Genomic DNA, 24,658 nt, shown 5'->3' on the forward strand with positions numbered 1-24,658 from the left:
AGAAGGAGAAAGACATGCCGCGTCCTGTCACGTTGTTCACCGGCCAGTGGGCCGATCTGCCGTTCGAGGAGATGTGCCGGCTCTCGTCCGAGTGGGGCTACGACGGTCTCGAGATCGCCTGTTGGGGCGACCACCTGGACGTCTGGAAGGCCGCCGAGGACGACAAGTACGTCCGGGACAAGCTCGACACCCTGGAGAAGCACAACCTCAAGTTGTTCGCGATCTCCAACCACCTCAAGGGGCAGGCGGTCTGCGACGACCCGATCGACCAGCGCCACAAGGACATCCTGCCCGCCAAGATCTGGGGCGACGGCGATCCCGAGGGTGTCCGCCAGCGGGCCGCCGAGGAGATGAAGATGACCGCGCGGGCGGCCGCCCGGCTCGGCGTCGACACGGTAGTCGGGTTCACCGGCTCGTCGATCTGGAAGTACGTCGCGATGTTCCCGCCGGCGTCGGATGCGCTGATCGACGCGGGCTACCAGGACTTCGCCGACCGCTGGAACCCCATCCTCGACGTCTATGACGAGGTGGGCGTGCGCTTCGCCCACGAGGTGCACCCCAGCGAGATCGCGTACGACTACTGGACGACGGTCCGCACGCTCGAGGCGATCGGCCACCGGCCGGCGTTCGGGCTCAACTGGGACCCGAGCCACTTCGTGTGGCAGGACCTCGACCCGGTCGGGTTCATCCTCGACTTCAAGGATCGGATCTACCACGTCGACTGCAAGGACGCGAAGCGTCGCGTCGGCAACGGCCGCAACGGTCGGCTCTCCTCGCACCTGCCGTGGGGTGACCTGCGGCGCGGGTGGGATTTCGTCTCGACCGGCCGCGGCGACGTGCCGTGGGAGGACTGCTTCCGGGCGCTCAACGCGATCGGCTACGACGGACCCATCTCGGTGGAGTGGGAGGACGCGGGCATGGACCGGCTCATGGGCGCGCCCGAGTCGCTGAAGCTCGTGCGTGCGCTCTGTGACATCGAGCCGTCCGAGGCGTCCTTCGACGCCGCGTTCAGCTCCGACGGCTGAGGAAAACGTCCTGGAACCAGCCGCCGATCGCCTGCAAATGACCACGCTGAGCGGGCAGTCGGTAGCCGGGACGGGTGTCGACACCCGTCCCGGCTACCGCAGCCCTGCTCGGCGTGGTCATTTGCCGTGCGCCCCCGAGCCCGGCGGCGCGGGGGCAGCCACCGGCCTGACCCGCGCCGCGTTCACTCGCGCGACGCTGGGCACACTCGCCAGTTTCTCCTTCCTGGTCTCGTGTACGGGGCCGCGGACTCCCGAACCCGCCGGCGCGCGCGCACCGTCGGCGGACGTAGACACCCGCCTGCGGAACCAGGACGACGGGTCCGCTCCACCGGGGCGACCCGTCACTCTGCCTGGGCTGCCGTTCTCGTTCCACCGGGACGGGTACGAGTTCCACGACCTCGCGCCGGGGCAGCTCCCGCGCGGTCCGAACGTCACGGCTCCGAGGCGAGACCCTGAACCGCACGACGACCACGGCGTCCGCATGATCGAGGTCGACAACACGCTCTACGACCATCCGAACTACCAGGCGAACTTCGGCCTGGAGAACCTCGAGTCGCACCGGTTGACCGGCGAGGGCTTCTTTCTCCACCGGGCGAAGGCCCAGGGGAGCCGGCTGATCGACCGGCGGGTGGAGTCGCGCGGCGCGTGGTTCTATCCGTACACCTTCGACTTTCCTCTGCACGGCGATCCCGACGACATGGCTGTGGCGCCGTGGTACAGCGGTCTGTCGCAGGGCAAGGCACTCAGTCTGTTCTCCCGGCTGGCGAAGGTCACCGGTGAGGCGAGGTGGCGCGTGGCCGCGGACCGGACGTTCGCGAGCTTCCTCCTCCCGCCGGATCCCGCACGCGCCCCACGCGGTGGTGGTGAGAAGCCGTGGGTGGTCGCCGTCGACTCCCACCAGCTCGTGTGGCTCGTCCAGCATCCCCGGGGCGCCACCCTCGCCGACTCCGACCGGATCTTCAACGGTCACCTGTCAGGGATCTTCGGGCTGTGGGAGTACGAACGATTGACGAGGAATCCCGCCGCACTCGCGTTGTACGACGGCGCGATCACGACCCTCCGGCGACACGTCGACGACCTGCGCGTACCGCACTGGCGGTCGACGTACTGCCTCACGCACCGCGCGGAGGCGTCCAACGGCTACCACCAGCTGCACGTCGACCAGTTCGCGCAGCTGTGGTTGATGACGCGGGAGCCGCGGTTCATTCAGTTCGCCGAGCGGCTGCGCGACGACAACCCGTACCCGATCCTCGCCTCGTCCCGCACCATCGAGTTCAGGGCCGGCGAGCACGTCGGCTACGACGTCGACATCGCCACCGGGCGGATCCTGGACGAGGAGCGGGTGAGCCTGCGTACGCCCGAGACGGGCACCACGGTCCGCCGGATGCGGATGAAGGGGAGCGCCGACCAGCCGGGCGGCATCTACTACCGGGTCGCGTCCGGTCCCCTCTACGACCGGTGGGTACGCGAGGATCCGGACCGTACGACCCTCCGCGGTCCCGTCGCCGAGCTGGCGTACCGGGGCGAGCGGCGGGCGCGTTTCGAGGGCGGTCGGGAGTACGTCGGCACGCGGTACGACCGGACCGGCGACGTCGTGACGACCGAGCGGGCGAGCCCTGCGAAGGACGCCGACGTCCGCATCGACCGGACGGCCTGGGTCGACGGTGCGCCAGCGGCGCACGTCACGGCGGGCCCGCTCGCCGGCACCTGGGTAGCACTCGCGAACGTCCGCCTCGACTAGGGCGTGTCTCCCAAATGGCGCCGGTCAAGCGAGCGGCGCATCCGCGCCCGGTTGGCAAGGCGGAGGAGGAAGGCGCACTGGGTTTGTGCGCCGATCGACGAGAACGCAGCCAGCCGGGATGCGGGGTGACGCGAGTCAGGCGGGATTTGGGAGACAGGGCCTAGACGGTCACCTAGGGTCTGGTCCGCGCCGAGGCGCCGCGCCAGCGCCGACGGTCCACAACTATCCTCCGCATGAGGGAATCCTCATCTGCACTCCGATGCGTGTCGTCGGTGGCGACAGCTGGGGATCGGCCGAGCCCCGTCGTACGCCGGGGCCGCAGCTGCTGGGGGGCTCATGCGGCGTCGGATGGTGCTGGTCGGTGCGCTCGTGTGCCTCGTCGGCACCGCGGCCTGTATTCCGACCGCCGCGGAGCCTGAGGTGCGCGAGCACGGAGCCCCCGCCGCCGCGCAGCCGAGGGTCACGCCGGAGCCGGTCAAGCCCGCACCGCCGACGAACAACGGCACCCGGGACCTCGCGATCGCACCGACCGGTGACGTCGCGGCCGGGATCGCCCGCCATGACGACGGGTCGGCACCGCCGGGAGGGCCGGTGTCGCCGGCGGAGGATCCCTTCACCTACCAGCGGGACGGGTTCGCCTTCCATGACCTGAGTGGTGCGGCCGTCCCCTACGTTCCCAGGACCGAGGTGGCGAAGGACGACGACCTGCCGCGTGACGCCGACGGCGTACGCATGCACGAGGTGGCGGGCGAGTTCTACGACCACCCCAACTTCCAGGCGGGTGACGGGATCGCCAACCTCGAGTCGTATCGGCTCACCGGCGACGAGTTCTACCTCGACCGGGCACTGGTGCAGGCGCGGCACCTCGTCGAGCACCGGGTGGAGTCGCGCGGTGCGTGGTTCTATGCGTACACCTTCGATTTCCGGGTCCACGGCAACCCCGCGGAGACGATGCGGGCGCCGTGGTACAGCGGTCTTGCGCAGGGCAAGGCGCTCAGCTTCTTCAGCCGCCTCGCCGCGGTGACCGACGACGACCAGTGGCGGGAGGCCGCCGACCGGACCTTCGCGAGCTTCCTCAACCCGCCGAGCGCCACCGAGCCGTGGGTCTCGAGGGTCGACAAGTACGGCCTGCTCTGGCTGGTCGAGTATCCGTACCAGGCGACCCCGGCGAAGTCCGACCATGTCTTCAACGGCCACATGTCGGCGATCGTCGGGCTCTGGGACTACTACCGCGTGAGCAAGGAGCCCCTCGCGCTGGGGTTATACGACGGGTCGATCACGACGATGCGGCGCTACCTTCCCATCATCCGCGTCCCCGACCGTCCCTCGCTCTACTGCGTACCGCATGCGACTCCCGCGTCGGGCAGCTATCACACCCTGCACATCAGCCAGTTCGTGTTCCTGTGGCTGATGACCGGGAAGCCGGAGTTCGTCCGCATGGCCGACACCCTGCGCGACGACGCTCCGCCGCCGATCCTGGCGGAGCAGCGGGTCGTCGAGTTCCGGGCCGACGCCCTGGTCGGCTACACGTTCGACCTGCAGTCAGGTGCCGTGCTCGCCCGCGACAACGAGACGGTCCGGGTCGGGAGCACCGGCACCACGATTCGGCGGATGCGGATCGCGCACCGGGGCATCTTCTACCGGATGGCGTCAGGTCCGCTCGCCGGAAGCTGGGTGGCCGAAGGCCCGGACAGTGCGATGGTCCGCGGACCGATCGCCGAGGTCAACTACAAGGGGCTCCGGTACGCACGGCTGTTGCGCGGACGGACCTATGTCGGCCACACGTTCAATGCCGCAGGCGACGTCGTCGACACCGCCGAGGTCGTCCCGACCGATGAGGTCGAGGTGTGGTTCGACAAGTCGGCCTGGGTCGACGGCGTACGAGCAGGTCACGTGGCGGTAGGCCCGCTCGCGGGCTCGTGGGTGGCGACGGCGAAGGTCGACCTCTCCTGACCGGAGGGCCGGCCGAGGTCGAGGTTGCTCGGCCGGTCGTCGCGACAGCTGCGCGGGGCCGGGGTTGGTCATTGCTGCGCGATTATCCGCAAACGCCCAACGTAATGCTCATCAGCCGGGCAGACTGATCACGCTGGTCTTCCTCTGGGAGGAGTTGCGCCGTGCCGGTCTTCGCGCTCAAGTCAGTGGCTCACAGAGCCGACACCCCACCCCCAGAAGTCTCCGCACCACCGGGAACTTCGGATACGGCTCCCTCGTCGGGAGCGGCACCGACGGAGGTCAATACCGGTGTCGAGGAGCTTCCGGCGCTCGACGAACTCGCCGAACGCACCCCCGATCTGGTTCGCCAGTACCTCCGAGAGATCGGACGGGTACGCCTGCTCACGGCTGCGCAGGAGGTGGAGCTGTCACGCTCCATCGAAGCGGGCCTGTTCGCCGAACGTAGCCTCGTCGAGGGCGGCACCGTTGACGCCACCCCAGCCGAACTGCAGGCGCTGGTCCGGCTCGGCTGTGAGGCCAAGCGACACCTGATCGAGGCGAACCTTCGGCTGGTGGTGTCCGTCGCCAAGCGGTGTACGGGTCGAGGGCTGCCGTTGCTCGACCTGATCCAGGAGGGCAACCTCGGTCTGATCCGGGCGGTGGAGAAGTTCGACTACACCCGGGGCTACAAGTTCTCGACCTACGCCACCTGGTGGATCAGGCAAGCGATATCCCGGGCCATCGCCGACCAGTCGCGCGCGATCCGCGTACCCGTGCACGTGGTCGACGCGATCAACCGGATCCTGCGGGCGCAGCGCACGCTCTTCCAACAGCTCGGCCGGGATCCGCTCATCGAGGAGGTCGCCGAGGCGGTCGCGCTCGATCCCGATCGCACCAGTGAGCTCCTCCGACTGGCCCGGGAACCCGTCTCGCTCCATACGCCGATCGGTGAGATGGAAGCATCCGAGCTCGGAGACCTGATCGAGGACCTCGACGCCGTCGCCCCGTTGGAGGCGGCGGCGTCGTCTCTTATGCGCGAACACATCGACCGGGCGCTCGCCCAGCTCGGCGAGCGGGAGCGCTACGTCGTACAGATGCGCTACGGCCTCACCGACGGGCAGGTGCACACGCTGGAGGAGGTCGGCCGCCGCTTCGGCGTGACCCGTGAGCGGGTACGCCAGATCGAGGCGAAGACCCTCGCCAAGCTCCGCGGTGGTGGCTGGGCCCCCGGTCTGAAGGAGTATCTCGCCTGACCCAACCGCTGACCCAACCGCGCGTCCGGGACCGTGGGGGAGTGCCAGTACCGTGAGCGGGTGCGCCGCCGGCCTGGTCTTCCTCGCGACGTGACCGATTCCCTGCAGCTGGAGCGCGGTGAGCGGGTGCTCGCGACATCCCGTGACGCCGCCGAGCGTTGGGTTGTCGGCACCGACCGCACGCTGTTCCTTCCCACGGCAGAAGGGGCATACGACCGAATTCCTTGGGAGCAGGTCGAACACGCCGAATGGGACCGTGACACCGAAGTCCTCCGGGTCACCGGGACGGCGCCGCTCGGGGAGCGTCTGCCGGTCTGGACCGTCAGCTTCGCCGAGCCCGACTCCCGCCTGCTCTCGCTGATCCGCGAACGGATCACCGCCAGCGTCGTCGTCGATCAGCGGGTCAGCCTGCGCGGTCCGCTCGGTGTCCGGGTGATCGCCCGCCGTCCGCCAGCCAAGCTCGCGGATCTGGGTATGGCAGGAGAGCCGGCTACGGAGCTGCCGGGTGCAGCCGGGCAGCCAGGCACAGCAGGGGAGCCAGGCACAGGGGGGATGGTGTGGGCACTCGCGTTCGACGAGGGGCTCGATCCGGCGGACCCGGAGATCCTGGCAGCCGCCGAGCGGGCGCTGGACCGCGTCCGTGCCGAGGTCGAGCCGTGAGCCGGACCGCGACGACCGTACGACGCCTGCTCGCGGCCGGTGTGCTCGTCGCTGGGGTCACCGCGTGTGCGCCGAGCGCCATCGGCGGACTGCTCGACGCCGACCAGGCCACCCCGACGCCCAGCGGATCCGCGTCGTCGGACCGGCTCGGCCCGCGGGCATCGGACCCTCCACTCGGCACTCCCGCACCAACGCAGGCGCCCGGGCCCCAAGGTCCGTCGGCATGTCCGACCGGAGGCGGAGGCGGCGGCAACTTCAAGGTGATCTCGGCGGCGGGACCCGCGCGGGCGAACCGCGCGCGCGACAGCGCGGCACGGGCCCGGCCGTGGAAGGATCGGCCGGTCGTCCGGCTGTGCTTCGACGTCGCGAAGAACCGTCAGGTCGTCCGCGGTACGGAGGCCGTGACCTTCACCCCTGACCGGCGTACCTGTGAGGTGATCTTCCGCGCCTGGCCCAACAAGCCCGAAACAGCTCGGTCGGGCAACCGACTCGAGGTCACCGCGGTCGCGGTCAACGGCCGCATCGTCGAGCCGCGTGTCCAGCCCGCCGGCGCGCCTCGCGGTGTGCCGGGCACGTTGATCAGGGTGCCGGTCAAGGGCTGTGTCGCGGCCGGCCGGTCAGTCAACGTCGAGCTCGCCTTCACGCTCACCCTCGGCGCCGACGGTCCCGAACGGGTGGGCTACTCGTCGGAGGACGGCACCGCCTGGCTGGCAACTGCGTACCCGCTGCTCGCCTGGGAACGCGGCCGTGGCTGGGCGACCGATCCCGCCGTGGACCTTTTCGGTGAGACGGTGACGAGCGAGCAGTTCCAGCTCGAGACGCTCGACGTCGTGGCACCGAAGGGGGACGACGTCCTCGGCACAGGCGAGCTCGTCGACACCATGCCCGCGGCCAGGGCGGGGAGTGTCGTTCACCGCTTCACCGCCGAGGCTGTCCGTGACGTCACGGTCACCGTCGGGCAGTTGACCCTCGCCGAGCGGGAGGTGGACGGCGTACGCATCCACGTGGGCGCACCGGCCGAGGTGAAGACCCGGGCGACACCGCAGGAGTGGGCCGACCTGACCGCGGCGGCTGTCGCGGAGCTGTCCGGCCACCTCGGGCCCTTTCCGTACGACGATCTGTGGGTGACGATCGCGCCCGACATCCCGACCGGCATCGAGTTCCCCGGGGCAATCCAGTTCGGGAACGTGAATCCGCGCACGTACCCGCAGCTCGTTCCGCACGAGGTCGCCCACATGTGGTTCTACGGCCTGGTGGGCAACAACCAGGCGCGGGACCCGTGGCTGGACGAGGCGTTCGCCGAATATGCGGAGGTCCTGGCCAACGGCACCGCCGGAGCCGAGACGCGGTTCGTGGTGCCGCCGCGTGTGCGGAACCGGGTCGGCGAGACGATGCGGTGGTACGCCGCACTGGGTCAGCCGGACTACTACGGCGCGGGGGTCTACCGGCAGGGCGGCGCGATGCTGCACGAGGCGCGGCGTACGGTCGGATCTGCCACATTTGACCGGCTTCTGCGGAACTACATCGATGCCAACGCCCACCAGATCGTCACCGACGACGACGTGGTCCGTGCCTTCTCCAGCGCTCCCGAGGTTGTCAAGCTCCTGCGGGAGTACGGCGCCATATCGCGCTGACGACAGGGCCTCGAAACGCCCTCCCATTGGCCTGTGCCGACGGGGTGCCCGGCGGCGCGGTGGGGCGAAGCAGGGCTGCTAACCTATGCGGGGCCGGCAGTCGTCGGCGTTGCGATCCCGCGTAGCTCAATTGGCAGAGCGTCCGGCTGTTAACCGGCAGGTTACTGGTTCGAGTCCAGTCGCGGGAGCACTTCTGACCTGGGGTTATACCCCGGTCGAGACTCTCTAGAGGTCCCTCTCCGTCGCCACAATCTGTAGCCCAGCGAGGGACCTTCCCTTTCGGGCGTCTTCCTTGAGGGACGCCTCATGAGCCCGGTGCCGACCGTCACCGTCACCGGCCCGCCGAGGGTCTGGGCACCGCACGCTCCTGGCCGCGGATCTCCCGCGGTTTCCGTCCGCCGGGCCAACGCTTTGTTACCGGGAGACGAACACTGTCACACAACTGTCATGCAACCCGCCGTGCCCGTGAGGATTTTCCCATGCACGGGAAGGCGGGCAAGCCGTCCCCAACTGGAGGGAAACACGTGAAGAACATTCGTCAGGTGGCCAGAGGCCTCGGCGTCGGCGGCGCCGCGCTCGCCCTGGTCGCGGGGGGAGCGCTGCTCGCAGGTGGAGCAGCCGTCGCGGCGGGCACCATTACGTCTGGAGACATCGCCGACCAGACCATCCAGTCGAGAGACATCGGTCCGGGTGGGGTCGGGTCCAGCGAGATTCGCGACAACGCGATCCGGCAGCATGACATCGGAGAGGCCGCGGTCGGGTCGAGCGAGATCCGCGACGGGAGGATCCTGATGCAGGATTTCGCCCCGGACACGGTAGAGCAGTTGAAGGGCGAGAAGGGCGACACCGGCGAGGCTGGTCCGGCTGGCGAGCAGGGTCCGGCTGGCGAGCAGGGTCCGGCCGGTGCCGACGGTGCGGACGGCGTGTCCAACTACGAGATTGTCGGCCGGTCGGCCGACGCCAAGGACGTCACCGACGCCGAGGGTCGAGTCACGATCACGTCGAAGTGCAGCAGCGGCGATGAGGTCGCCATCGGGGGCGGCGCGAACACCACCGGCACCGTCGTGCTCAATGCGTCGATGCCGGGCGACGTCCACCAGGTGTCCGAGCCCACCGAGACCGACCCGGCCGGACGCTGGGCGGCTGGTGGCTGGACCGTCGTGGTGAGCGGTACCGGCAACGTGCAGCCGTACATCATCTGCGCCACGATGGAGTAGGCAACAGCACAAATCGAACGGCCCCCGCTCAGACCTGGCGGGGGCCGTTCCTATTCGTCCGTGTCATGCCGGGTCAGGTACTCCTGGAGTGCGAGCATCACCAGCCCGGCCATAGGGATACGCCGTTCCCGCGCGTACGTCTGAGCGCGACGCCACAGGGCTTGATCCTCGGCCCGTACGTGCAGCGTCGTCTGACTTCCCTCGGCCACAAGGAAACCGCTCCCCACATATTGATCCACATGGACCCGTGCGGCTTCTGTGCGATGCATGGCGGGACCCGTTGCGGATGGACGGGCCTTCCCCCGACCGGCAAGTCCTTGCGTCAGACGGTCGGCTGGTTCACTGCATCGCCAAGCCCCGTACGCCCGTGAGAGCCGCCGTGACGACCGTGGCGACGATCGTTCCAGGCGGCCACAGGCAACGTTCGAGCTCAAGCCTTCCCACCAAGCGCATCCAGCGCGTTCCGTGAACGGCCTCTGCAACCGCTGCCGACCACGAAGGTCCGACGTGTAGTCTCGCGGGGAAGCGACGCCAACCTGTCAAGGGCGGCGGAGCGGGCACGGCCGTACCCGGGGTCGAGGGAGGCAGTTGTGGGAATCCCAGATCTCGCCACCTCGGCCTTCGCGATGAAGTACGCCATCCTGGTCGACGTCGGCTATCTCTACGCCGCGGCCGGCGAGGTCCTCTTCGGCGCGCGGGAACGCCGTGAATACCGGGTCGCCGCCGACGAACTGATCCAGGTGCTGCAGAAGCACGGCGCCGAAGGGCTGCCCGGCGAACTTCTCCGCGTCTACTGGTACGACGCCGCCCATGATCGCGTACCCACCGTCGACCAGCGAGTGATCGCAGCCCTGCCGATGGTGAAGGTACGCCTCGGCAATCTCAACAAGCAGGGTCAGCAGAAGGGCGTCGACGCCCAGATCCGCAGCGACCTCGACGCACTCGCCCGGCACGGTGCCGTCACCGACGCTGTGCTGCTCGCCGGGGACGAGGACCTCGTGTCGGCGGTCGAGGCAGCCCAGGCCTACGGCGTCCGGATCCACCTCTGGGGAGTGGAACCGTCCTACGGCAGCAACCAGGCCGAACGACTGGTCTGGGAGTCCGACACCGTGCAGGTGCTGTCCGCCGACCTGCTCCGGCCGTACTTCCGCCAGGCGCACCCGCTGCCCCACCACGCCACCCAGCCGAGCGCGGCGCCGACGCCGGCCGAGGTGTTCGCCGCCCGAGCGCCGGCCGCGAAGTCGGTGCGTACGCACTCACTCGGCGCCACGCTCTCCAAGCTCGGCCCCAATCCGAACACCGTGGAAGAGGTCGGCGAACACGTCGCGCAGAAGTGGATCCTCACCCGCGGCCGCGACAACATCCGCGACCTGCTGCCAGGGCCGATCCTGCCGACCGTGATCGACACCGAACTGCTCATCGAGGCGGAGAAGGAACTCGGCCATTCCCTGCGCCCCTATCCCGAGGCCAGGGTCTGGCTGCGGGACGGCTTCTGGGCGAGGGTCTACCGCGAGTTCGACATCACCGTCGGCAAGGCGACCAAGTAGCCACCCGCCGCTGTCGTCCAGGGGGAGTGGATCGGGTCAGTCCGGGACCCGGAGCCGATGGAGCTCCGCACACGGAACACCCCATTCCTCCAGATGGATCACCGACGGCCGGGATGCGGGTATCGCCCGGAGGTACGTCACGGCACAGTTGGCCATGTCGTCATGGGGATAGGCGTCCGCGACATTCTTGACGAGGTACGGAAGCGCCGCCCGGAACCCGCCACCGTGGCCCACCACCAACACGACCGGCGTGTCACGGCCTCCCTGGGTCGCTGGTCGCTGCCCGACCGTCGTCGCCGCTCCCAGGAGCGCCGCGCGGAGCCGGTTGGCGAGGTTGCGGAGGTTCTCGCCGTCGGGGAACCGGCGGGACCATTCGCCTGCCGCCCAACGACGATGCACCTCGGCGTACACGTCCCACGCCTCCTGGTCGCTGCGGCCGTCGAGAGCGCCGACATCGATCTCGCGCAGGCGTTCGTCCGTGCCGATGCTGAGGTCGAGCTTGGCGGCGATCACCTGAGCCGTCTCCTGGGCGCGCCGCGACGGGGAGCTGACGATCTCGGCGTCATAAAGCCAGCTCTGGTCGGCGAGGCGACGTGCGAGCTGTTCGGCCTGGTCGCGCCCGTGGTCGGTGAGCGGATGGTCGACAACCTTGTGCGACAACTGGTGGAGGGTGTTGGCCAGGTTCTCACCGTGGCGTACGTACAGGATTCGCACAGCTGCTGCGGAGGGCATGCCGATACCTCCGAAATCCGACTCCGAGCCGAACGGGGGTCACACGGTCGCACATGCGTGAGGTTGGGAGAAGATCTTGGTACGTACACAGGCACGGATGGACCGGCTGCACTGCGTCCGGGAAGGATACAGGCGGTCATCCCGGCCGCCCTCGCCGTGATCGCCGGTCCGGCCGTGGGTGTTCGGGTCTCACGCCGCACCTCTCGACGGTCCCGGCGCGGCTGGTGGCTAGGCTCTTCTCGCGGCAGCGGAGCGGCACCGGCGCCCGCTGTGTGGAGGGGCGGTAGCTCAGCCGGTTAGAGCAGGGGACTCATAATCCCTGGGTCGCGGGTTCGAGTCCCGCCCGCCCTACCCACACTGACCTGGGCAGACGTCCCAGCCAGCCAAGCCGGGTCATGTCGCATGGCAGTGGGTCTGTCAATGGTATTGTCCTCGACATGGCGACGAAGAGCAGCCGCCCCCGAGGTTTCGTGCGCAAGCGCGGCAACTCATACCAGGTGCTCGTGTACGCCGGCGTCGATCCGCTGACGGGCAAGGACAGTTACCTCACAGAGTCGACTCGGGACGAGCGCCAGATCGAGAGGGTGCGGACGAAGCTGCTCGGGAGGGTCGACCAGCAACGCAACGCGGCGACCAAGGCAACACTTGGCTACACACTCGACGCATGGTTCGAGGTGCACGACGCCGATCCGGTAACACTGGCCAAGTACCGTGAATACGCAGAACGGTTCCTCAAGCCTGCTATCGGCGACGTCGCGATTGCGAAACTGAGCGCCCGCATTCTCGAGCAGTTCTATGGGCAGTTGCGTCGTTGCCGTCGCCGTTGCGGTGGCAAGTCGTTCATCGAGCACTGGACCGACGAACGGCACGAATGCGGGTTGGTACGGCACCGTCGACGTAGGGAACACGACTGTGCGGCGGCTCGCTGCCGCGTGCTCGAGTGTAAGCCTCACGAGTGCGAGCCATTGGCGGCGTCAACCATTCGCCAGCTCCACTTCATCATCAGTGGCGCGCTTGGGACCGCTGTGCGGTGGGACTGGATCCCGAGCAATCCAGCCACGGTGGCAAAGAAGCCACGCCTCCCACGGCCGAAACCGACGCCCCCAACGCCTTCCCAAGTCGCCCGTATCGTCGCTGCGGCATGGGAACGCGACGAGGCGTGGGGCACCCTTGTGTGGCTCGTCATGGTGACTGGGATCCGTCGCGGCGAGCTGGTGGCGCTGCGCTGGCGCGATATTCACCTCGAAGCCGGCGTGTTGGAGGTCCGCCGGAACTATGTCGACGGGATCGAGAAGGATCCCAAGACCCACCAGATACGGCGGATCTCCCTTGACGAGGGCACGTGCCAGATGCTCCGAAGTCATCACGACCGTTACGCGGAACGCATAGCGGAGCTCGGCATCGACCCCAGCGAGGATGCCTACGTGTTCTCCTACGAACCTGACCACAGCAGACCCTGCAACCCCGATGCCGTTAGCCATCGATACACCGCTACATGCTCCAGCGTTGGGGTAGACAGTCACCTCCACGCTCTACGGCACTACTCAGCCACCGAACTCATCACCCAGGGCGTCGACCTCCGAACCGTCGCCGGTCGGCTTGGCCACGCCGGCGGCGGGACGACCACTCTGCGGGTCTACACCGCATGGGTACCCGAGTCCGACAAGCGCGCCGCGGCCATCCTCGCTGGCCGAATGGCTCCGCCGAACGCTGGCCGCAAGTAGTTGCCTGAGGATTAGCACCCATGTAATGGATCCTTGTCTTGGACCACCAGATGCGCCGCTCGATGAAGTCGTGGAGGAAGAACACGCCGGTGATCTTCAAGCCAACGACCTCGGCCCGAGCCTCATCCGCCGGGTCGTTGCGGCCGCTGCTCGTCATGGCTCCAGTATCGGACCCGTACCGACGGCGAGGGTAAAGCGCGCTCATCGGCACGTTCGTGGTTTCGGGTCAGGTGCCTGAGGCCATGTAGGCGGCGAGGATGTGGTTGGGGTGTGTGTCGAGGTTCTTGCGTGCTCGGTCGTAGCGCATGGTGGTGCGAGGGTCGGCGTGGCGGGCGGCGATCTGGACGTCGCGCAGGTCGACGCCGGCGTCGAGCATGGTGGTGACGAAGGTGTGTCGCAGCATGTGTGGATGCATGCGGGGGAGCCTGACGCCTGCTTGCTCGGCCAGGCGGCGCAGACGTCGGGTGGCACAGTGGCGGTCCATCCTGGTCCCGCGGGAAGTCAGCAGGATAGGCCCGGCTGTCCGTTGGCCGATTGCCCGCTCGATGGCGCGGCTGACCGCAGGCGGTAATGGAACTAGGACGACCTTGCCGCCCTTGCCGCGGACCCGGAGCACCCGGTGGCCGTGCTCTTCGCCTAGGTCTGCGAGGTTGCTTCCGGTGGCCTCGAAGATCCGCAAACCCAGGAGGCGCCCAGGAGGGTGACCAGGGCGAAGTCGTATGGGTTGACCGAGTTCCGGGCGGCGCTGAGCAGCGCCTCGAACTGGAGGTGGCTCAGGCCGAGGGTGGGCGACTCGGCCGGCACGGTGGGGCGGCGGACGTACTCGGCCGGCGAGTGCTCAAGGGCGCCGTCGATCACACAGCTGCGGTAGAACCCGGCGACCACGGACGCGCGCCGCGAGACCGTTGACGGGCGGTAACCGCGGACCTCTTGCATCCACCGGATGTAGAGCTCGATGTGAGGTCGTGCGGCTGTGAAGGGATCGAGGGCACGGTCCTCACACCAGGTCAGGTAACCGCGCAGGTCCGATTCGGTGTGGATCCGCGACTGACCCTTGAACCGGGCCAAGTACGCGGCGACGGCCATCCGCAGCAGCGGGCTTGTAGCGACGACAACGCCGGAGACGGCCGGCCCCGAAGGAGAGGTGTAGGTGTCCATATACCGAGTGCAGGGTCGCCAGAGCACACCGTCAACCCATTCACCTAGTGCGGCTGAGAGTGTGTACGGCCCGATTTGCGCCGTGCAGGGCTGACCAGTTGATTCAGGAAGTCCAACGACGCCACCACGATGGGCGGCCGGGAACTTCCACGCCTGCGAGCGCGGCGATGACAGCACGGTCGTGCGGGAGCCCAACTTGTCCGAGGACGAGACTTGCGTTGCCCGCGCCCTGCTCCCAGGGATCGTCGTTGCGCGCGAGAGCGGCGAGCAGCCGGCCCTGGGTGTTCGACAGATCGTCGGACGACGGCACGTTGATGTACGAAGCCGGTTGCCAGCGGTCCGGGAACAGCCAGGCAAGAAGGCGTCCCCATTCATATGTAGCGCCAAGAGGTCCGTACGCAACCGTGGCGAGCTGCTGTTCGAGACCATCGACCAGCCGGTCATCCGCCGCATCGACCGATACGCGATCTAATACGGCCACCAACAGGGCGGACGCGAGCCAAGGTTCGGGACCTATGAACCCACGCGGAAAGGTGGCTCGAACCCAGTTGCGGTCTGCAGCCGCGCCGACAAGAGTCTCCAGTGCCCGCGGATGGTCGGGGTATCCCAGGGCCGCAGCCACCCGAATGGCGCGGTCGTCGTGATCGATTAGGGCGTCAACGTCGGGTGTCGCCCGGCCCGAGGCCGCAAGTGCGAACGCCGAGGCGGCACGTCGTCTGCTGTCTTCTGGGCCATTGACGAGCGAATGCAGCGCGTGAACAAGGGGCGACGAGGGTGCAAGGCGCACCATTGCGCTTCCAGCATCTATGGCCTCGTCGAGGTAGCGTCGATCGCGCACACAATCCACGACCGTCTGCTCCCAGTCGAGGACGCAGGCGGTAAGTGTGTCGACGTCCGCCTCGGCTGCGAGGAAGTAGTCATCGTGGACTCGGCCGCCGTGCTTCTTGGCGAGCTCGCCGTCAAGCGGCAGGTAGGTTGCCCACGGTGGTTGGTCCGCGGCGCTGCGTTGGGGCTCGGGGTCCTCGCCGGGACAGTCACCTTCGCGCTCGGCGCTCCAGCGCAAGGCCGTTGCGCTCTCCGAAATGGCCAGCAGGCACCAGGCAAGAGCTGGGTGCGTCGACCCATCGCCAAGGATCCGGCGCGCAATCCAAAGGACGGGCGCTGTAGCGGAGTATGGCGTTCCCTGATGCACGACGGTAGTCAGCAGCCAATCCTCCAGCCCCTCAAGGCCCTCGGAGGTACTGCCTTTCACGCCAGCTGCGAGTGCCCGAAGCCATGACGGCGCATCGAGTGCCACGTCATACGCGTGGGCCAGCCGCGACCAAGGAACCGATTCGATCAGGTCGTCGAGGGCGTGTCCAGGGTCCGTCACAGTTGGTAGTGTGACCTATGGGCGACTCTCCCCGGGAGTACCACGCAAAATTGCTGCGACGCAAGGACGGCGCGGCGGACGGCGATCTGGACGTCGCGCAGGTCGACGCCGGAGTCGAGCATGGTGGTGACGAGGGAGTGTTCGTCGATCAAGTCGACGCGAACAGGCTCGCTCGCGCCACACGCAGATCGTTCCATGCCACCGGGCCGGCACCCCACCTCGGCATAGTCGTGCTTCACGCTCGGCGGCATGTGCGGATGGTCAGGAGCTCGGGAAGCGGGGGAGGGGTGCCCGCCCGACGGCTTCGACACATCGGAGCCAGTCGTGCCACAGGGCCGGGTCGTTAGTGCGCTCGCTGTCTGCGGTCGGTTCCATGGCCACGAGCATGAGTTGCAGCGATTCCGAGTCCGGCTCCCTGCTTGCGTAGTCCCACGCGAGCCGGTAAGCCGCCTCGTAGGCTTCGGCGACCGTCAATCGGCGTGGGACAGCATCCATAGCCGCCACGGTAGTCCGGAGGGGCGCTCGTTCGCTCATAGGCATGGCTGCGCGGATCGCAGCATGGTCGGGCATCGCCCCGACAGCGGCATGAGCGGACGTCCTTCGCTTAATGGTTCCGACTCATAAACGAGTTCACTACTGCGGTCCGTCGCGTCGAGCCGACTCGCGTCAGCCATCCCCCTCGCTGGCTCGCCAAGCGATCATGCGATCCGCGACACCGCGCCAGTCCATCGGTCCCCCGCGCTCCTCCGCATGCTCGACGTACTCGGCGAGCCGTTGAAAGAGGACTTCGGCCGTGACTCCCTGCCAGCGGCTGGGATGGTCATGAGCGTCGTCACGGAGGTCCCAAAAGCTGTCCACAAGCCTGCGCTCGACGTTCGCCACGACAGGATCCTAGGCCGCCGACGCCCGGCCTCTTGTCGGCATGGTCTCGCGCTTCACTCTCCGCGGCAGTTGAGTGCATATCGGCCTCGCGCCCGGAACGCGTTCCGGGCAGACTTGACACATCCCGACAACAGGCGTCCAGGGACGCCCGAGGCGCGAGCCAAAGCGGCGGGAGCAAAGGGCGGAGACGGGAGACCCGCTCGCGAGGCCAACGATCGTGGTCCCAGGTAGTCCCTGCCGCACCCTGGCCGCTCGGCGCCAGTCGCGGGCAGCCTGCGCGATCAGTCGAGTCGCCCTGCGGCCAGGTACAGCCGCCGGTGCATGTGGCCTGGCCAAGATGCAACGGTCTCCCCGATGTACAGGCTCAACTCAACGCTGGGCACCGGCTCGCACAGGAACTCCAGCGAGTACAGGAGGTCCGATGCCATGTCCTGAAGTTCCCGGACGTCTGTCTCGTCCCGGTGCGCCAAGCATGCATGAATGACGACCCGCCGAGTCCCCGCCTCTACCGCGATGCCTCGGACCGTGGGGCCGATAGCGCCTTGGGACGACTGGAGAGCTTCCAGCAGGACGAAGTTCTCCCACTCCACGGCGGGCCCGAAATCTGGCCCATAGGTCACCTGCGGGATCGAGTCATCCACGCGGCCATGATGTCAGCGATGTCCGCGCCGCGATTTCGGAAGCACTGTCATCGGCATGACCGCGCGGAACGCGGCTACTAAGAGACTTCACGCAGGATCGGTGTCTGGCCAGACTCGATCCAGGTGTCCGGCGGGACGCTCTCAATCGCGGCTGCCCACCCAGTTTCTGGGTGTGGCTCTCATCTGGACTGCGCCTCGCCGGAACACCGTGACGAGGCGTCGCTCAAGAGGGGACTGCCCAGCTCGTAGTAGCACTGCCCACCTCGCCGTCCTATCGGTCCGAGGAGAGCAGGAGCACCCATGACAGACGTGATCATCGGGGTCGACCCCCACAAGCTGTCGGCCACCATCGAGGTCGTCGACTCCGACGGAGGCCTGTTGGGGTCCGGAAGATTCACCACCGACCAAGCCGGCTACGCCGCAATGCGCGCCTACGTGAAGGCATGGCCCGATCGCGTGTGGGCAGTCGAGGGCGCCAACGGTGCTGGGCGGCCGCTGGCGCAGCGGTTGCTAGCAGCAGGCGAGCGGGTCCTCGACGTCCCGGCGAAGCTCGCCGCCCGGGTCCGCCTCTTCGACACCGGCCACAACCGCAAGACCGACGCCTTGGACGCCCACTCCATCGCGATGGTCGCAGTGCGCACCCCGGGCCTGCGCAGGCTGACACCCGATGGTGACCTCGAAGCCATCCGGATGCTGGCCGACCGGCGCGACGAGCTGGCCCATCAGCGGGTGCAGACCCTCAACCGGCTGCAGCGACTGCTCAGCGAACTGATCCCCGGCCAACGCAAAAGAGATCTCTCCGCCCTGCAAGCCAAAACCATGCTGGGCACCGTCCGGCCCCGAGACATCGCCGGAAAGACCCGACGCCGGATGGCCGCCGAGGAGCTCGCGGACCTGGTCGCAGTCGGCAAGAAGCTGAAGAAGATCAAGGCCGAGCTCAAGACCGCGGTCGAGACCAGAGGTTCGACGCTGATGGAGGTCCACGGGATCGGCCCCGCCGGCGCAGCCAGAATCCTCGCCGACGTCGGCGACATCGCCCGCTTCGCTGACCGGAACCGGTTCGCCTCCTGGACCGGCACCGCCCCCATGGATGCCTCTTCCGGCGAACAGATCCGGCATCGCCTGTCCCGAGCGGGCAACCGCCAGATGAACCACGTCATCCACATCGCCGCCATCGTCCAGCTCCGCCACGACACCGAAGGCCGCGCCTACTACCGCCGCAAGCTCGCCGCCGGCAAGACACCACTCGAAGCGCTGCGCTGCCTCAAGCGACGACTGTCCGACGTCATCTACCGCCACCTGGTCACCGACGCACAAACAACCGAGGACCGCGCAGCCGAAACGGGCCCGGGAGGGCACTGCGGGGCGACTCTTCAATCCAGCGCGGTCGACCTGCCCCCGCACATCGACACTTCGGATCAGCCACTTCCCGGACCCGCAACGCCGACGCTACGCCGACCCACCCGCTCCCGGAAGCGCAGCTCTCCCAACACCCTGGAACCCCGCCCCTTGACACAGAGGGGAGCCAGATCCGGACGTCACGCGCCGTTGGCAGCGGCTGGGAGACCAGCGAGCAGCGCCGAGTACAGGTTTGCGCCGACGCGCTCGTATTCGCGCTGAGCGGCGGGATCAACAAGTCCGCCGTCATTCCACGACCCCATTCCGCCGAAGACCCACCCCTGCACGACCGACGCGGCAAGTTGGCGACGATCGAGCGTGGCATCATGCGGCAGGAGGTCCCGGTGGTACGGAGCAGTGGGGGACGGATCGTCAAGCAGAGCCTCTGCCTTCGTGAACCACGATGCCCAACTGCTGAGCTCGTCGAATCGCTCGGCGAAGATCCGGATTTCCCCTAGCGCCGCACCCAGCGTTTCCTGGGCCTGGGCGACGCTAACCTTCGGTGCGTTGAACCCTCGGCGGGTCTGTTGCTCGCCGCTAGAGACCAGATTCGAGAGTCCGGGGCGTTCCGGTCTGCGACTTCCCAGCCAATCGCCCACACTGTCGGCGCCGACTTGCCCGTGGCGAGCAGAGCCCATGTTCCGGAGTTAGAGAACGCGGACGCGACATGCGGTGGCAGCGGCCCGCCGACCGGGAGATCGGTGATCAACGCGAGATCTGTGACCCCTCGGGCGTGGAGGGCGACCAGCCACTCCTCGGGACCGTTAGCGGTCGAGGGGCGCCTCAGGAAACCCCGTGAAGGCATGTCTGCGGTGAACGACCCCACGTATTGAAACGACGAATTTCCGTTCAGCAGTTCGGGCGTAGGCGCCTTCGCCCCATCCCGAAGCCAACGGCCTCCAATCGCTGCAAGTGCGGCCATCAGAGCAAGTTGTCCGTTCACGGAGCGATGGTAGGAGCCATCCGTGTGCACGTCCACTGATAGGCCCGAGCGGACGCGCGGACAGCGGTATGCCCGGGCGATTCAGTCGCCGACGAACCAGAGGTACCGGTGCACCCGTTCCGTGGCCACCGTCATCAGGCGCTCCAACTCGTCCAGCATTGGCTGAAAGCCGGCGTCGAGCTGCTCCCGCAGAAACCTAACCTCACGCGGCAGTTGTCGCTCGATCTGGAAGCGGTTGAAAACGGTGTCACCGTAGGGGTCCACGGCGACCAGAAGCGGAGTGTCTCTGAGGTTGAGGACACCCTGAGGGACTTTCCACGGGAGCGCGCCCTCGTCGATCCGGGCTCCAGGCTCCGGCATCTCCTTGCGCACCCAGATGTTGATCGGCACACCGGATCGTCTCACGCGGGACGCGTCCGGTCATCGGCATGGTCGTGCTTCACGCGCGGGCGGCGGATCAGTGCGAATTCGTACTCAGTCGTGGAATGAGCGTTCCTCGACAAGCCCGGCGATGAAGTTCTGGAACGTGTCGGCCAGCTGGGTTATGGCATACCCGAGCTCTTGGTCGACGTGCACGACGCACGGATCGCCGGTAGCTCGGCAGGTTCGGTAGTCGAGCGCGATCATGTCGTGGCCCGCTGACGGCGTATCGGCGAAGTAGACGCCGATGGCGGGATAGCCCCACTCCTCAAGCCAGAGTCGCTGACCGTTTGAGCCGCACAGGCTCGACGGCGCAGTGCGTCCGATGGCAAAGATTCCGGTGACTCCAACGTGGTCGTCAGCCCAAGACGTCGGCCTCGCCGTTGGATGAGCATCTCGCCGCAGAAGGCCACCGTTGTCTTCGGGCAAGATCGACATACGCCAACGGGAGGCGATACCCCAGCTCCGACTCGATCGACCTCACGTCGTCGTCCGCCGGCGGCCCTTCGTGGTACTCGGATGCCTCGACCGCATCGTCGTCCCATAGATCGGCAAACACGTCGGACGAGCCGCGCTCCATGGAGCCAAGGTAGCGGCCTGCATCCGTCCGCACATCGGCAGATCCGTGCGCCTAGGTGTCGCACATCAGGTGGCGGACGACTAGGCCAGGGCGAGTGGCCGCGAACGGCCACGCTCGCCTCCGCAGCCTTGGCCCTTCGACGGTCACTGCGAGCTGAGCTGAGTCGCCGTTCGACTTGGATGCGACTGACGTTCACACGCCTGGCGGTACAGAGCGGGATTGACGGGTCACGACGACCCCGGCTCTGACCCATCGGACGACCAGGGCGATGGCGCTGCGGGCGATCGTCGTTGTCGGCAAGAAGCCGGTCCATCACCTCCGCTCCCGCTAGGAGCATCGGCCGCAACTCAAGGCGGTAGACCTTCAGGGTGACGGCAACCCAGGCGTGCAGTTCGCGCCCTGGAACGACAGCGGAGACGCCGGGAGGAGCAGCGAAAGCGAGCGGCGACGCGGTGGGAGAGACAGGGTCGTGTTCACAACTCGACACGGCACGAAGATCGATGCAGGGAGCTTTGGCACAGTTTCGGCTCTCTACCGCCGACCACGCCCACGGCCGTGCACAAGGTGGCCGCCTTCCCGTGATGTTACGGACGGGGCGGCGGCGACCAGCTGCACGCCTCGCTAGCCCGTTCCGCCGGTGGACCGCCGACCCGCGGACAGCCACCTGTCGCAGTTGAGCTGGTGCGAATCTGTTCGGTAGGGCGGAGGTCATGTGTTGTTGGAGCTAGACAGGGCGCTTGCTGCAGTGAGAATGGAGCCGAGCTGGACGGCGGCGAGGGATGCGGGCGCCGCCGGTATTCCGGGTGTCTCGGCTTCAGCGATGTCGGCCCATGAGCTGAACAGCTTGGTGATGCTTGCGTGTGCTGCTCGGATGCGGGGCGCGTGGTGGCCAACGGCGAGTTCGGCTTCGAGCAGGCGTAGGGCGGTTCCGGCGCAACGAAGTCGGAACAGGTGGACCGTGTTTGTATGGTCGAACTGTTCGGCGATGGTGGCGGCGGTCTTGTCGGTGATGCTTCGGGCGTGATCTGTATAGCTGGTCGCCATGGCGCGGGTGATGTGGCGTACGTCGGCGAGGGCGGATACGAACGGCGAGGCAGGGACCTTCAAGTCTTCCAGCGCGGCGTCGAGGACGTCACCGACCATCTTGTCGGTTTCAGCGAGCTGGGTCGCTGTTGTTTGTACCAGGCCACGTAGGTGGTGTTCGGAGGCGGAGGTGTCGGCGCTGCGCGGGTCGATCCAGAGCGGGACTTCGACGACGACGCTGAGCGTTTGGTGGCGTTCGGCGTAGTGGTGGCTTCCGGCACCAGCCGCTGCGGGCTCCGGGCTGGCGTCGGTCAAGTTGCCGTGGATCTGCTCCAAGGTCGGGAACTTGAATACTCCGGTGCCTAGTCGCGGGGTGTTGGGCAGCTCAGCGTCCCCCGCGTGCAATGGCAGGCCCGTCTGGATCACGACATCGGCAAGTGCCTCGGACAGTCCAGGGTGGTCGCGACTGAGATAAAAGTAGGTGCCGCCGAACTCGGCGTTGTGCAAGGAGCACATGAGATCTGGGCGTACGAAGTCGATGGCGCGGATCAACGCCTCGGTTTCTGGCAGTGTTCGGTCGAAGTAGATCGGCCTGGTTGGATCGGTGACGGGGAAGGTCCATTCAGCCTGTTCGCTGAACGCCGGGCGGTAGAAGTGCCGGGCATAGTTGCGACGGGTGAAGGGTCCGGAGTACCAGCCCTGGTTCAGACGTGCCGCGTCCGGATCGATGCAGCCGATCAGGTGCCAGGTGTATCCCAGCTCGGTGCGCAGCTGGTGGTTGCCGAGGAGCAATTCGGCCATATGCGTGATGGTGAGGAATCCCACGGGTTCGTTGGAGTGCGGCCCGGCGTACACCAACGCTGAGCGGTCTCCATCGCCGATACTCACGAGATGGATCGGATCACCCAGCCTGGACGTCCCGATCCTGGTTCGCCGAGTGTCCCTCGGATGCTGCTCCACCAGGGCGGCCAACGCCTCGTCCACTTCGTCCGGTCCAGGAAAGCCAGTCGCGGCCGGAACCGACTGCATGAGTCGTGCGATTCGTTCGTTATCCATGGCCGCGGGTCAGGTCGACGGTAACGCTTCGGCGGCGTCGAAGATGAGCCTGCGGGCATCTTGACCGGTGGCGGCGTCGTCCCACAGCCGCTCCATTACGTGTGAGTAGGCTGCCGCTTCTTCGTCGGTGTGTGTCGTCTCGGTGACGAAGGTTTCGACGATGGCGATGTCGTCGTACATCTGAAACGAGTTCTGTGGGGTGGTTGCTAAAGCGACGCCGAAAGGGATGATGCCAAACCGGATGTTCGGCGTCCCGATGATGGCCTGGAGCCGGTCGAGCTGCCCACGCATCACCTCCGGTCGGGTGATCAAGAACCGCAGGACCGCCTCGGTCAGCAGGAACTCGAACCGCTTGCCCGGGTCGTACAGGTAGCGCTGTCGTGCTAGTCGAGTTGCCACCGACTGATCGATGACGCTGGGGTCGTCGTCGTGCAGATCGACCGACTCACTGAACACATGCCGGGCGTAGTCCGGTGTCTGCAGCAGTCCCGGTATCCAGCAGGTCTCAAAGTGCCGGATCAGCAGCGCGTCATGGACCAGCTGGTTGTAGTCGGCCTGGATCGACTGATGTCCTTGCCGAAGCCGGCGCTTCCAGTCCAGGTGTACCGTATGCGCCTCGTCTAGCAGGTCCAGCAACTCGCGCACGACTGATTCGTCGGCGCGACATGCGGCCGCCCACGTTTGCAGGTCATCCTGCGACGGCATTTGGCGACCGTTCTCCAGACGCGACACCTTCGAGGCCTGCCAGCTGGTCGCAGTGGCTAGCTCCTTGCCGGACAGGCCCGCCTGCATGCGCAGGACACGCAGGCGGGCTGCCAGGCCGCCCGGCTGAGTGAGCCATTCTTCGAGCGGCTTCACGAGCGGATGAGTTCCTTCCTAGGCCGCAGCATCCTGGAGCGGTTCCAGGATGCTGTAGTGGACGGCCAGGTCCCGCCACGCGCAAGCCTGTACGACGACCTCCGGATCGGTGACCAGTTCGTCACCGAGTCGGTTGCCGTCCTGATCAAACGGCATGAGAAGGAGCCGGTTGCTGTCGAGCAACCACCAGTCCGTCGTTCCGGTAGCCGGCAGCAAGCCGATCTCGTACGCGCGACTCCGGGTCATGTACCGGAGCTGCTCTCCTGCCCGGATGTTCCACGCCCCGAGCCACCGTTCCCAGCGCTGGTACGGCGTGGGCGGCTCCTCCTGCACGCGAACCCGCTCGACTCGCTTCCCATCGCTCACAAGCCGACTGATCTGCTCAAACCACGGCACGAAGTTCGGGTCGGTGCCCGGATCGATCGGATCCCCAGCGAGGAAGAGCGCCAATGACTCCGCCTCCGACGGTTCGCGGTATTCCGACTGAAGCTCCAGCCGGAACGCCGTGTGTTCGAAGGTCGCGAGCTGCTCGACGAATTCCTGCAGGCTGATGGGACGGCGCATCGTCGTCACAGATCCCGAAGGCGGTCAAGCACGTCTGCCGGGACGAACACAGCGTCCTCGTCCTCCGCCAGCTGCCGCAGCTGGCCACGCGCCCCTTCGCCGAGCTTCACGCCCTGGACGACGTAGCCACCCTCGGTCCGGTACAGAGCGGGACATCCACCCGTACCGGAGTTACCCGTCTTCCACAAGAACTCGAGCCAGCTGAGTTCGAACATGGATGTCTACCTCTCCCTCGTCGTCAGGCACCCGGGTGGCGCCACGCACTGCACATGCTTCCACCTCGCGCACGCATGCGCAA

25 protein-coding genes and 2 tRNA genes are annotated in these 24,658 nt (G+C 67.3%); 12 read left to right on the forward strand and 15 right to left on the reverse strand.

Features of this window, described 5'->3' with window-relative positions:
* The first annotated feature begins 14 nt into the window (after window positions 1–14).
* The 8 genes from ABNF93_RS10305 (at window position 15) to ABNF93_RS10340 (ending at window position 9,462) form a co-directional block, all read left to right on the forward strand.
* The gene (locus tag ABNF93_RS10305) at window positions 15–1,025 is read left to right on the forward strand and encodes a sugar phosphate isomerase/epimerase family protein (RefSeq protein ID WP_349327697.1); all 1,011 of its coding nucleotides are present in this window, start codon (window positions 15–17) and stop codon (window positions 1,023–1,025) included.
* A gap of 37 nt (window positions 1,026–1,062) precedes the next feature.
* The gene (locus tag ABNF93_RS10310; RefSeq protein ID WP_349327698.1) at window positions 1,063–2,766 is read left to right on the forward strand and encodes a D-glucuronyl C5-epimerase family protein; all 1,704 of its coding nucleotides are present in this window, start codon (window positions 1,063–1,065) and stop codon (window positions 2,764–2,766) included.
* A 336-nt stretch (window positions 2,767–3,102) separates the two neighbouring features.
* Complete coding sequence (locus tag ABNF93_RS10315; protein ID WP_349327699.1) at window positions 3,103–4,719, forward strand: D-glucuronyl C5-epimerase family protein; 1,617 nt, start codon at window positions 3,103–3,105, stop codon at window positions 4,717–4,719.
* 161 nt (window positions 4,720–4,880) lie between these two features.
* Window positions 4,881–5,951 carry an RNA polymerase sigma factor gene (locus ABNF93_RS10320; RefSeq protein ID WP_349327700.1) on the forward strand — a complete coding sequence of 357 codons (1,071 nt, stop codon included), beginning with the start codon at window positions 4,881–4,883 and terminating at the stop codon, window positions 5,949–5,951.
* A 90-nt stretch (window positions 5,952–6,041) separates the two neighbouring features.
* Window positions 6,042–6,611, forward strand: a complete 570-nt coding sequence (locus ABNF93_RS10325; RefSeq protein ID WP_349327701.1) for a hypothetical protein — start codon at window positions 6,042–6,044, stop codon at window positions 6,609–6,611.
* A complete protein-coding gene (locus ABNF93_RS10330) occupies window positions 6,608–8,245 on the forward strand; it encodes a M1 family aminopeptidase (RefSeq protein ID WP_349327702.1) in 1,638 nt (545 codons plus the stop codon). Before ABNF93_RS10325 ends, ABNF93_RS10330 begins: the two co-directional genes overlap by 4 nt.
* 115 nt (window positions 8,246–8,360) lie before the next feature.
* Window positions 8,361–8,433: transfer RNA gene (locus ABNF93_RS10335), tRNA-Asn, on the forward strand.
* Between the two features lie 336 nt (window positions 8,434–8,769).
* Entirely contained in the window at window positions 8,770–9,462 is a 693-nt protein-coding gene (locus ABNF93_RS10340; protein WP_349327703.1) for a hypothetical protein, read from the forward strand.
* Window positions 9,463–9,512: 50 nt separating this feature from the next.
* On the opposite strand, the gene ABNF93_RS10345 is transcribed toward ABNF93_RS10340, so the two are convergent.
* Window positions 9,513–9,671: a hypothetical protein gene (locus ABNF93_RS10345; RefSeq protein ID WP_349327704.1), complete on the reverse strand. Its 159-nt coding sequence runs from the start codon at window positions 9,669–9,671 to the stop codon at window positions 9,513–9,515.
* Between the two features lie 381 nt (window positions 9,672–10,052).
* Here ABNF93_RS10345 and ABNF93_RS10350 point away from each other — a divergent pair, with 381 nt between their 5' ends.
* A complete protein-coding gene (locus ABNF93_RS10350) occupies window positions 10,053–11,009 on the forward strand; it encodes an NYN domain-containing protein (protein ID WP_349327705.1) in 957 nt (318 codons plus the stop codon).
* A gap of 36 nt (window positions 11,010–11,045) precedes the next feature.
* Here ABNF93_RS10350 and ABNF93_RS10355 read toward each other — a convergent pair whose 3' ends face one another.
* On the reverse strand, window positions 11,046–11,741 hold the full coding sequence (locus ABNF93_RS10355; protein ID WP_349327706.1) for a histidine phosphatase family protein: 696 nt from the start codon (window positions 11,739–11,741) through the stop codon (window positions 11,046–11,048).
* A 277-nt stretch (window positions 11,742–12,018) separates the two neighbouring features.
* On the opposite strand from ABNF93_RS10355, the gene ABNF93_RS10360 reads away from it, so the two are divergent.
* Window positions 12,019–12,092, forward strand: a tRNA-Ile gene (locus ABNF93_RS10360).
* A gap of 86 nt (window positions 12,093–12,178) precedes the next feature.
* Entirely contained in the window at window positions 12,179–13,465 is a 1,287-nt protein-coding gene (locus ABNF93_RS10365; RefSeq protein WP_349327707.1) for a tyrosine-type recombinase/integrase, read from the forward strand.
* 226 nt (window positions 13,466–13,691) lie between these two features.
* On the opposite strand, the gene ABNF93_RS10370 is transcribed toward ABNF93_RS10365, so the two are convergent.
* From ABNF93_RS10370 to ABNF93_RS10400, 7 genes are all read right to left on the reverse strand, one after another.
* Window positions 13,692–14,144 (reverse strand): tyrosine-type recombinase/integrase, encoded by a 453-nt coding sequence (locus ABNF93_RS10370; protein ID WP_349327708.1) that lies wholly within the window; start codon window positions 14,142–14,144, stop codon window positions 13,692–13,694.
* On the reverse strand, window positions 14,102–14,623 hold the full coding sequence (locus ABNF93_RS10375) for a site-specific integrase (protein ID WP_349327709.1): 522 nt from the start codon (window positions 14,621–14,623) through the stop codon (window positions 14,102–14,104). The genes ABNF93_RS10370 and ABNF93_RS10375 overlap by 43 nt, the downstream gene beginning before the upstream one ends.
* A 103-nt stretch (window positions 14,624–14,726) precedes the next feature.
* On the reverse strand, window positions 14,727–15,920 hold the full coding sequence (locus ABNF93_RS10380) for a hypothetical protein (RefSeq protein ID WP_349327710.1): 1,194 nt from the start codon (window positions 15,918–15,920) through the stop codon (window positions 14,727–14,729).
* A 71-nt stretch (window positions 15,921–15,991) separates the two neighbouring features.
* Window positions 15,992–16,246, reverse strand: a complete 255-nt coding sequence (locus ABNF93_RS10385; RefSeq protein WP_349327711.1) for a hypothetical protein — start codon at window positions 16,244–16,246, stop codon at window positions 15,992–15,994.
* A gap of 10 nt (window positions 16,247–16,256) precedes the next feature.
* Window positions 16,257–16,490, reverse strand: coding sequence for a hypothetical protein (locus tag ABNF93_RS10390; RefSeq protein WP_349327712.1), 234 nt, complete (start codon window positions 16,488–16,490; stop codon window positions 16,257–16,259).
* Window positions 16,491–16,661: 171 nt separating this feature from the next.
* Window positions 16,662–16,877 carry a hypothetical protein gene (locus ABNF93_RS10395; RefSeq protein WP_349327713.1) on the reverse strand — a complete coding sequence of 72 codons (216 nt, stop codon included), beginning with the start codon at window positions 16,875–16,877 and terminating at the stop codon, window positions 16,662–16,664.
* A 281-nt stretch (window positions 16,878–17,158) separates the two neighbouring features.
* Window positions 17,159–17,518 carry a hypothetical protein gene (locus ABNF93_RS10400; RefSeq protein ID WP_349327714.1) on the reverse strand — a complete coding sequence of 120 codons (360 nt, stop codon included), beginning with the start codon at window positions 17,516–17,518 and terminating at the stop codon, window positions 17,159–17,161.
* A 300-nt stretch (window positions 17,519–17,818) separates the two neighbouring features.
* Here ABNF93_RS10400 and ABNF93_RS10405 point away from each other — a divergent pair, with 300 nt between their 5' ends.
* Window positions 17,819–19,138, forward strand: coding sequence for an IS110 family RNA-guided transposase (locus ABNF93_RS10405; protein WP_349327715.1), 1,320 nt, complete (start codon window positions 17,819–17,821; stop codon window positions 19,136–19,138).
* Window positions 19,139–19,940: 802 nt separating this feature from the next.
* Here ABNF93_RS10405 and ABNF93_RS10410 read toward each other — a convergent pair.
* The 6 genes from ABNF93_RS10410 to ABNF93_RS10435 all read right to left on the reverse strand — a co-directional run bounded on the left by ABNF93_RS10410 (window position 19,941) and on the right by ABNF93_RS10435 (window position 24,575).
* Window positions 19,941–20,249, reverse strand: coding sequence for a hypothetical protein (locus ABNF93_RS10410; protein ID WP_349327716.1), 309 nt, complete (start codon window positions 20,247–20,249; stop codon window positions 19,941–19,943).
* Window positions 20,250–20,333: 84 nt separating this feature from the next.
* Window positions 20,334–20,708: an SMI1/KNR4 family protein gene (locus ABNF93_RS10415; RefSeq protein WP_349327717.1), complete on the reverse strand. Its 375-nt coding sequence runs from the start codon at window positions 20,706–20,708 to the stop codon at window positions 20,334–20,336.
* 859 nt (window positions 20,709–21,567) lie between these two features.
* Window positions 21,568–22,938, reverse strand: a complete 1,371-nt coding sequence (locus ABNF93_RS10420; RefSeq protein WP_349327718.1) for a M14 family zinc carboxypeptidase — start codon at window positions 22,936–22,938, stop codon at window positions 21,568–21,570.
* Between the two features lie 9 nt (window positions 22,939–22,947).
* Window positions 22,948–23,796 (reverse strand): helix-turn-helix domain-containing protein, encoded by an 849-nt coding sequence (locus tag ABNF93_RS10425; protein ID WP_349327719.1) that lies wholly within the window; start codon window positions 23,794–23,796, stop codon window positions 22,948–22,950.
* Window positions 23,797–23,814: 18 nt separating this feature from the next.
* Window positions 23,815–24,360, reverse strand: a complete 546-nt coding sequence (locus tag ABNF93_RS10430) for a DUF6879 family protein (RefSeq protein ID WP_349327720.1) — start codon at window positions 24,358–24,360, stop codon at window positions 23,815–23,817.
* Window positions 24,361–24,365: 5 nt separating this feature from the next.
* Window positions 24,366–24,575 carry a hypothetical protein gene (locus ABNF93_RS10435; protein WP_349327721.1) on the reverse strand — a complete coding sequence of 70 codons (210 nt, stop codon included), beginning with the start codon at window positions 24,573–24,575 and terminating at the stop codon, window positions 24,366–24,368.
* Window positions 24,576–24,658: the final 83 nt, after the last annotated feature.

The sequence above is a fragment of the Actinopolymorpha sp. B9G3 genome (genome assembly GCF_040120725.1).
Taxonomy (GTDB): Bacteria; Actinomycetota; Actinomycetes; order Propionibacteriales; family Actinopolymorphaceae; genus Thermasporomyces.

What these genes read in the sequence shown, in the direction of transcription:
- ABNF93_RS10430 (WP_349327720.1), bottom strand. Translation starts at nt 24,360, where the DNA reads ATGCGCCGTCCCATCAGCCTGCAGGAATTCGTCGAGCAGCTCGCGACC.
- ABNF93_RS10435 (WP_349327721.1), bottom strand. Translation starts at nt 24,575, where the DNA reads ATGTTCGAACTCAGCTGGCTCGAGTTCTTGTGGAAGACGGGTAACTCC.
- ABNF93_RS10420 (WP_349327718.1), bottom strand. Translation starts at nt 22,938, where the DNA reads ATGGATAACGAACGAATCGCACGACTCATGCAGTCGGTTCCGGCCGCG.
- ABNF93_RS10385 (WP_349327711.1), bottom strand. Translation starts at nt 16,246, where the DNA reads ATGCCGCCGAGCGTGAAGCACGACTATGCCGAGGTGGGGTGCCGGCCC.
- ABNF93_RS10365 (WP_349327707.1), top strand. Translation starts at nt 12,179, where the DNA reads ATGGCGACGAAGAGCAGCCGCCCCCGAGGTTTCGTGCGCAAGCGCGGC.
- ABNF93_RS10390 (WP_349327712.1), bottom strand. Translation starts at nt 16,490, where the DNA reads ATGGATGCTGTCCCACGCCGATTGACGGTCGCCGAAGCCTACGAGGCG.
- ABNF93_RS10305 (WP_349327697.1), top strand. Translation starts at nt 15, where the DNA reads ATGCCGCGTCCTGTCACGTTGTTCACCGGCCAGTGGGCCGATCTGCCG.
- ABNF93_RS10375 (WP_349327709.1), bottom strand. Translation starts at nt 14,623, where the DNA reads ATGGACACCTACACCTCTCCTTCGGGGCCGGCCGTCTCCGGCGTTGTC.
- ABNF93_RS10310 (WP_349327698.1), top strand. Translation starts at nt 1,063, where the DNA reads ATGACCACGCTGAGCGGGCAGTCGGTAGCCGGGACGGGTGTCGACACC.
- ABNF93_RS10405 (WP_349327715.1), top strand. Translation starts at nt 17,819, where the DNA reads ATGACAGACGTGATCATCGGGGTCGACCCCCACAAGCTGTCGGCCACC.
- ABNF93_RS10355 (WP_349327706.1), bottom strand. Translation starts at nt 11,741, where the DNA reads ATGCCCTCCGCAGCAGCTGTGCGAATCCTGTACGTACGCCACGGTGAG.
- ABNF93_RS10315 (WP_349327699.1), top strand. Translation starts at nt 3,103, where the DNA reads ATGCGGCGTCGGATGGTGCTGGTCGGTGCGCTCGTGTGCCTCGTCGGC.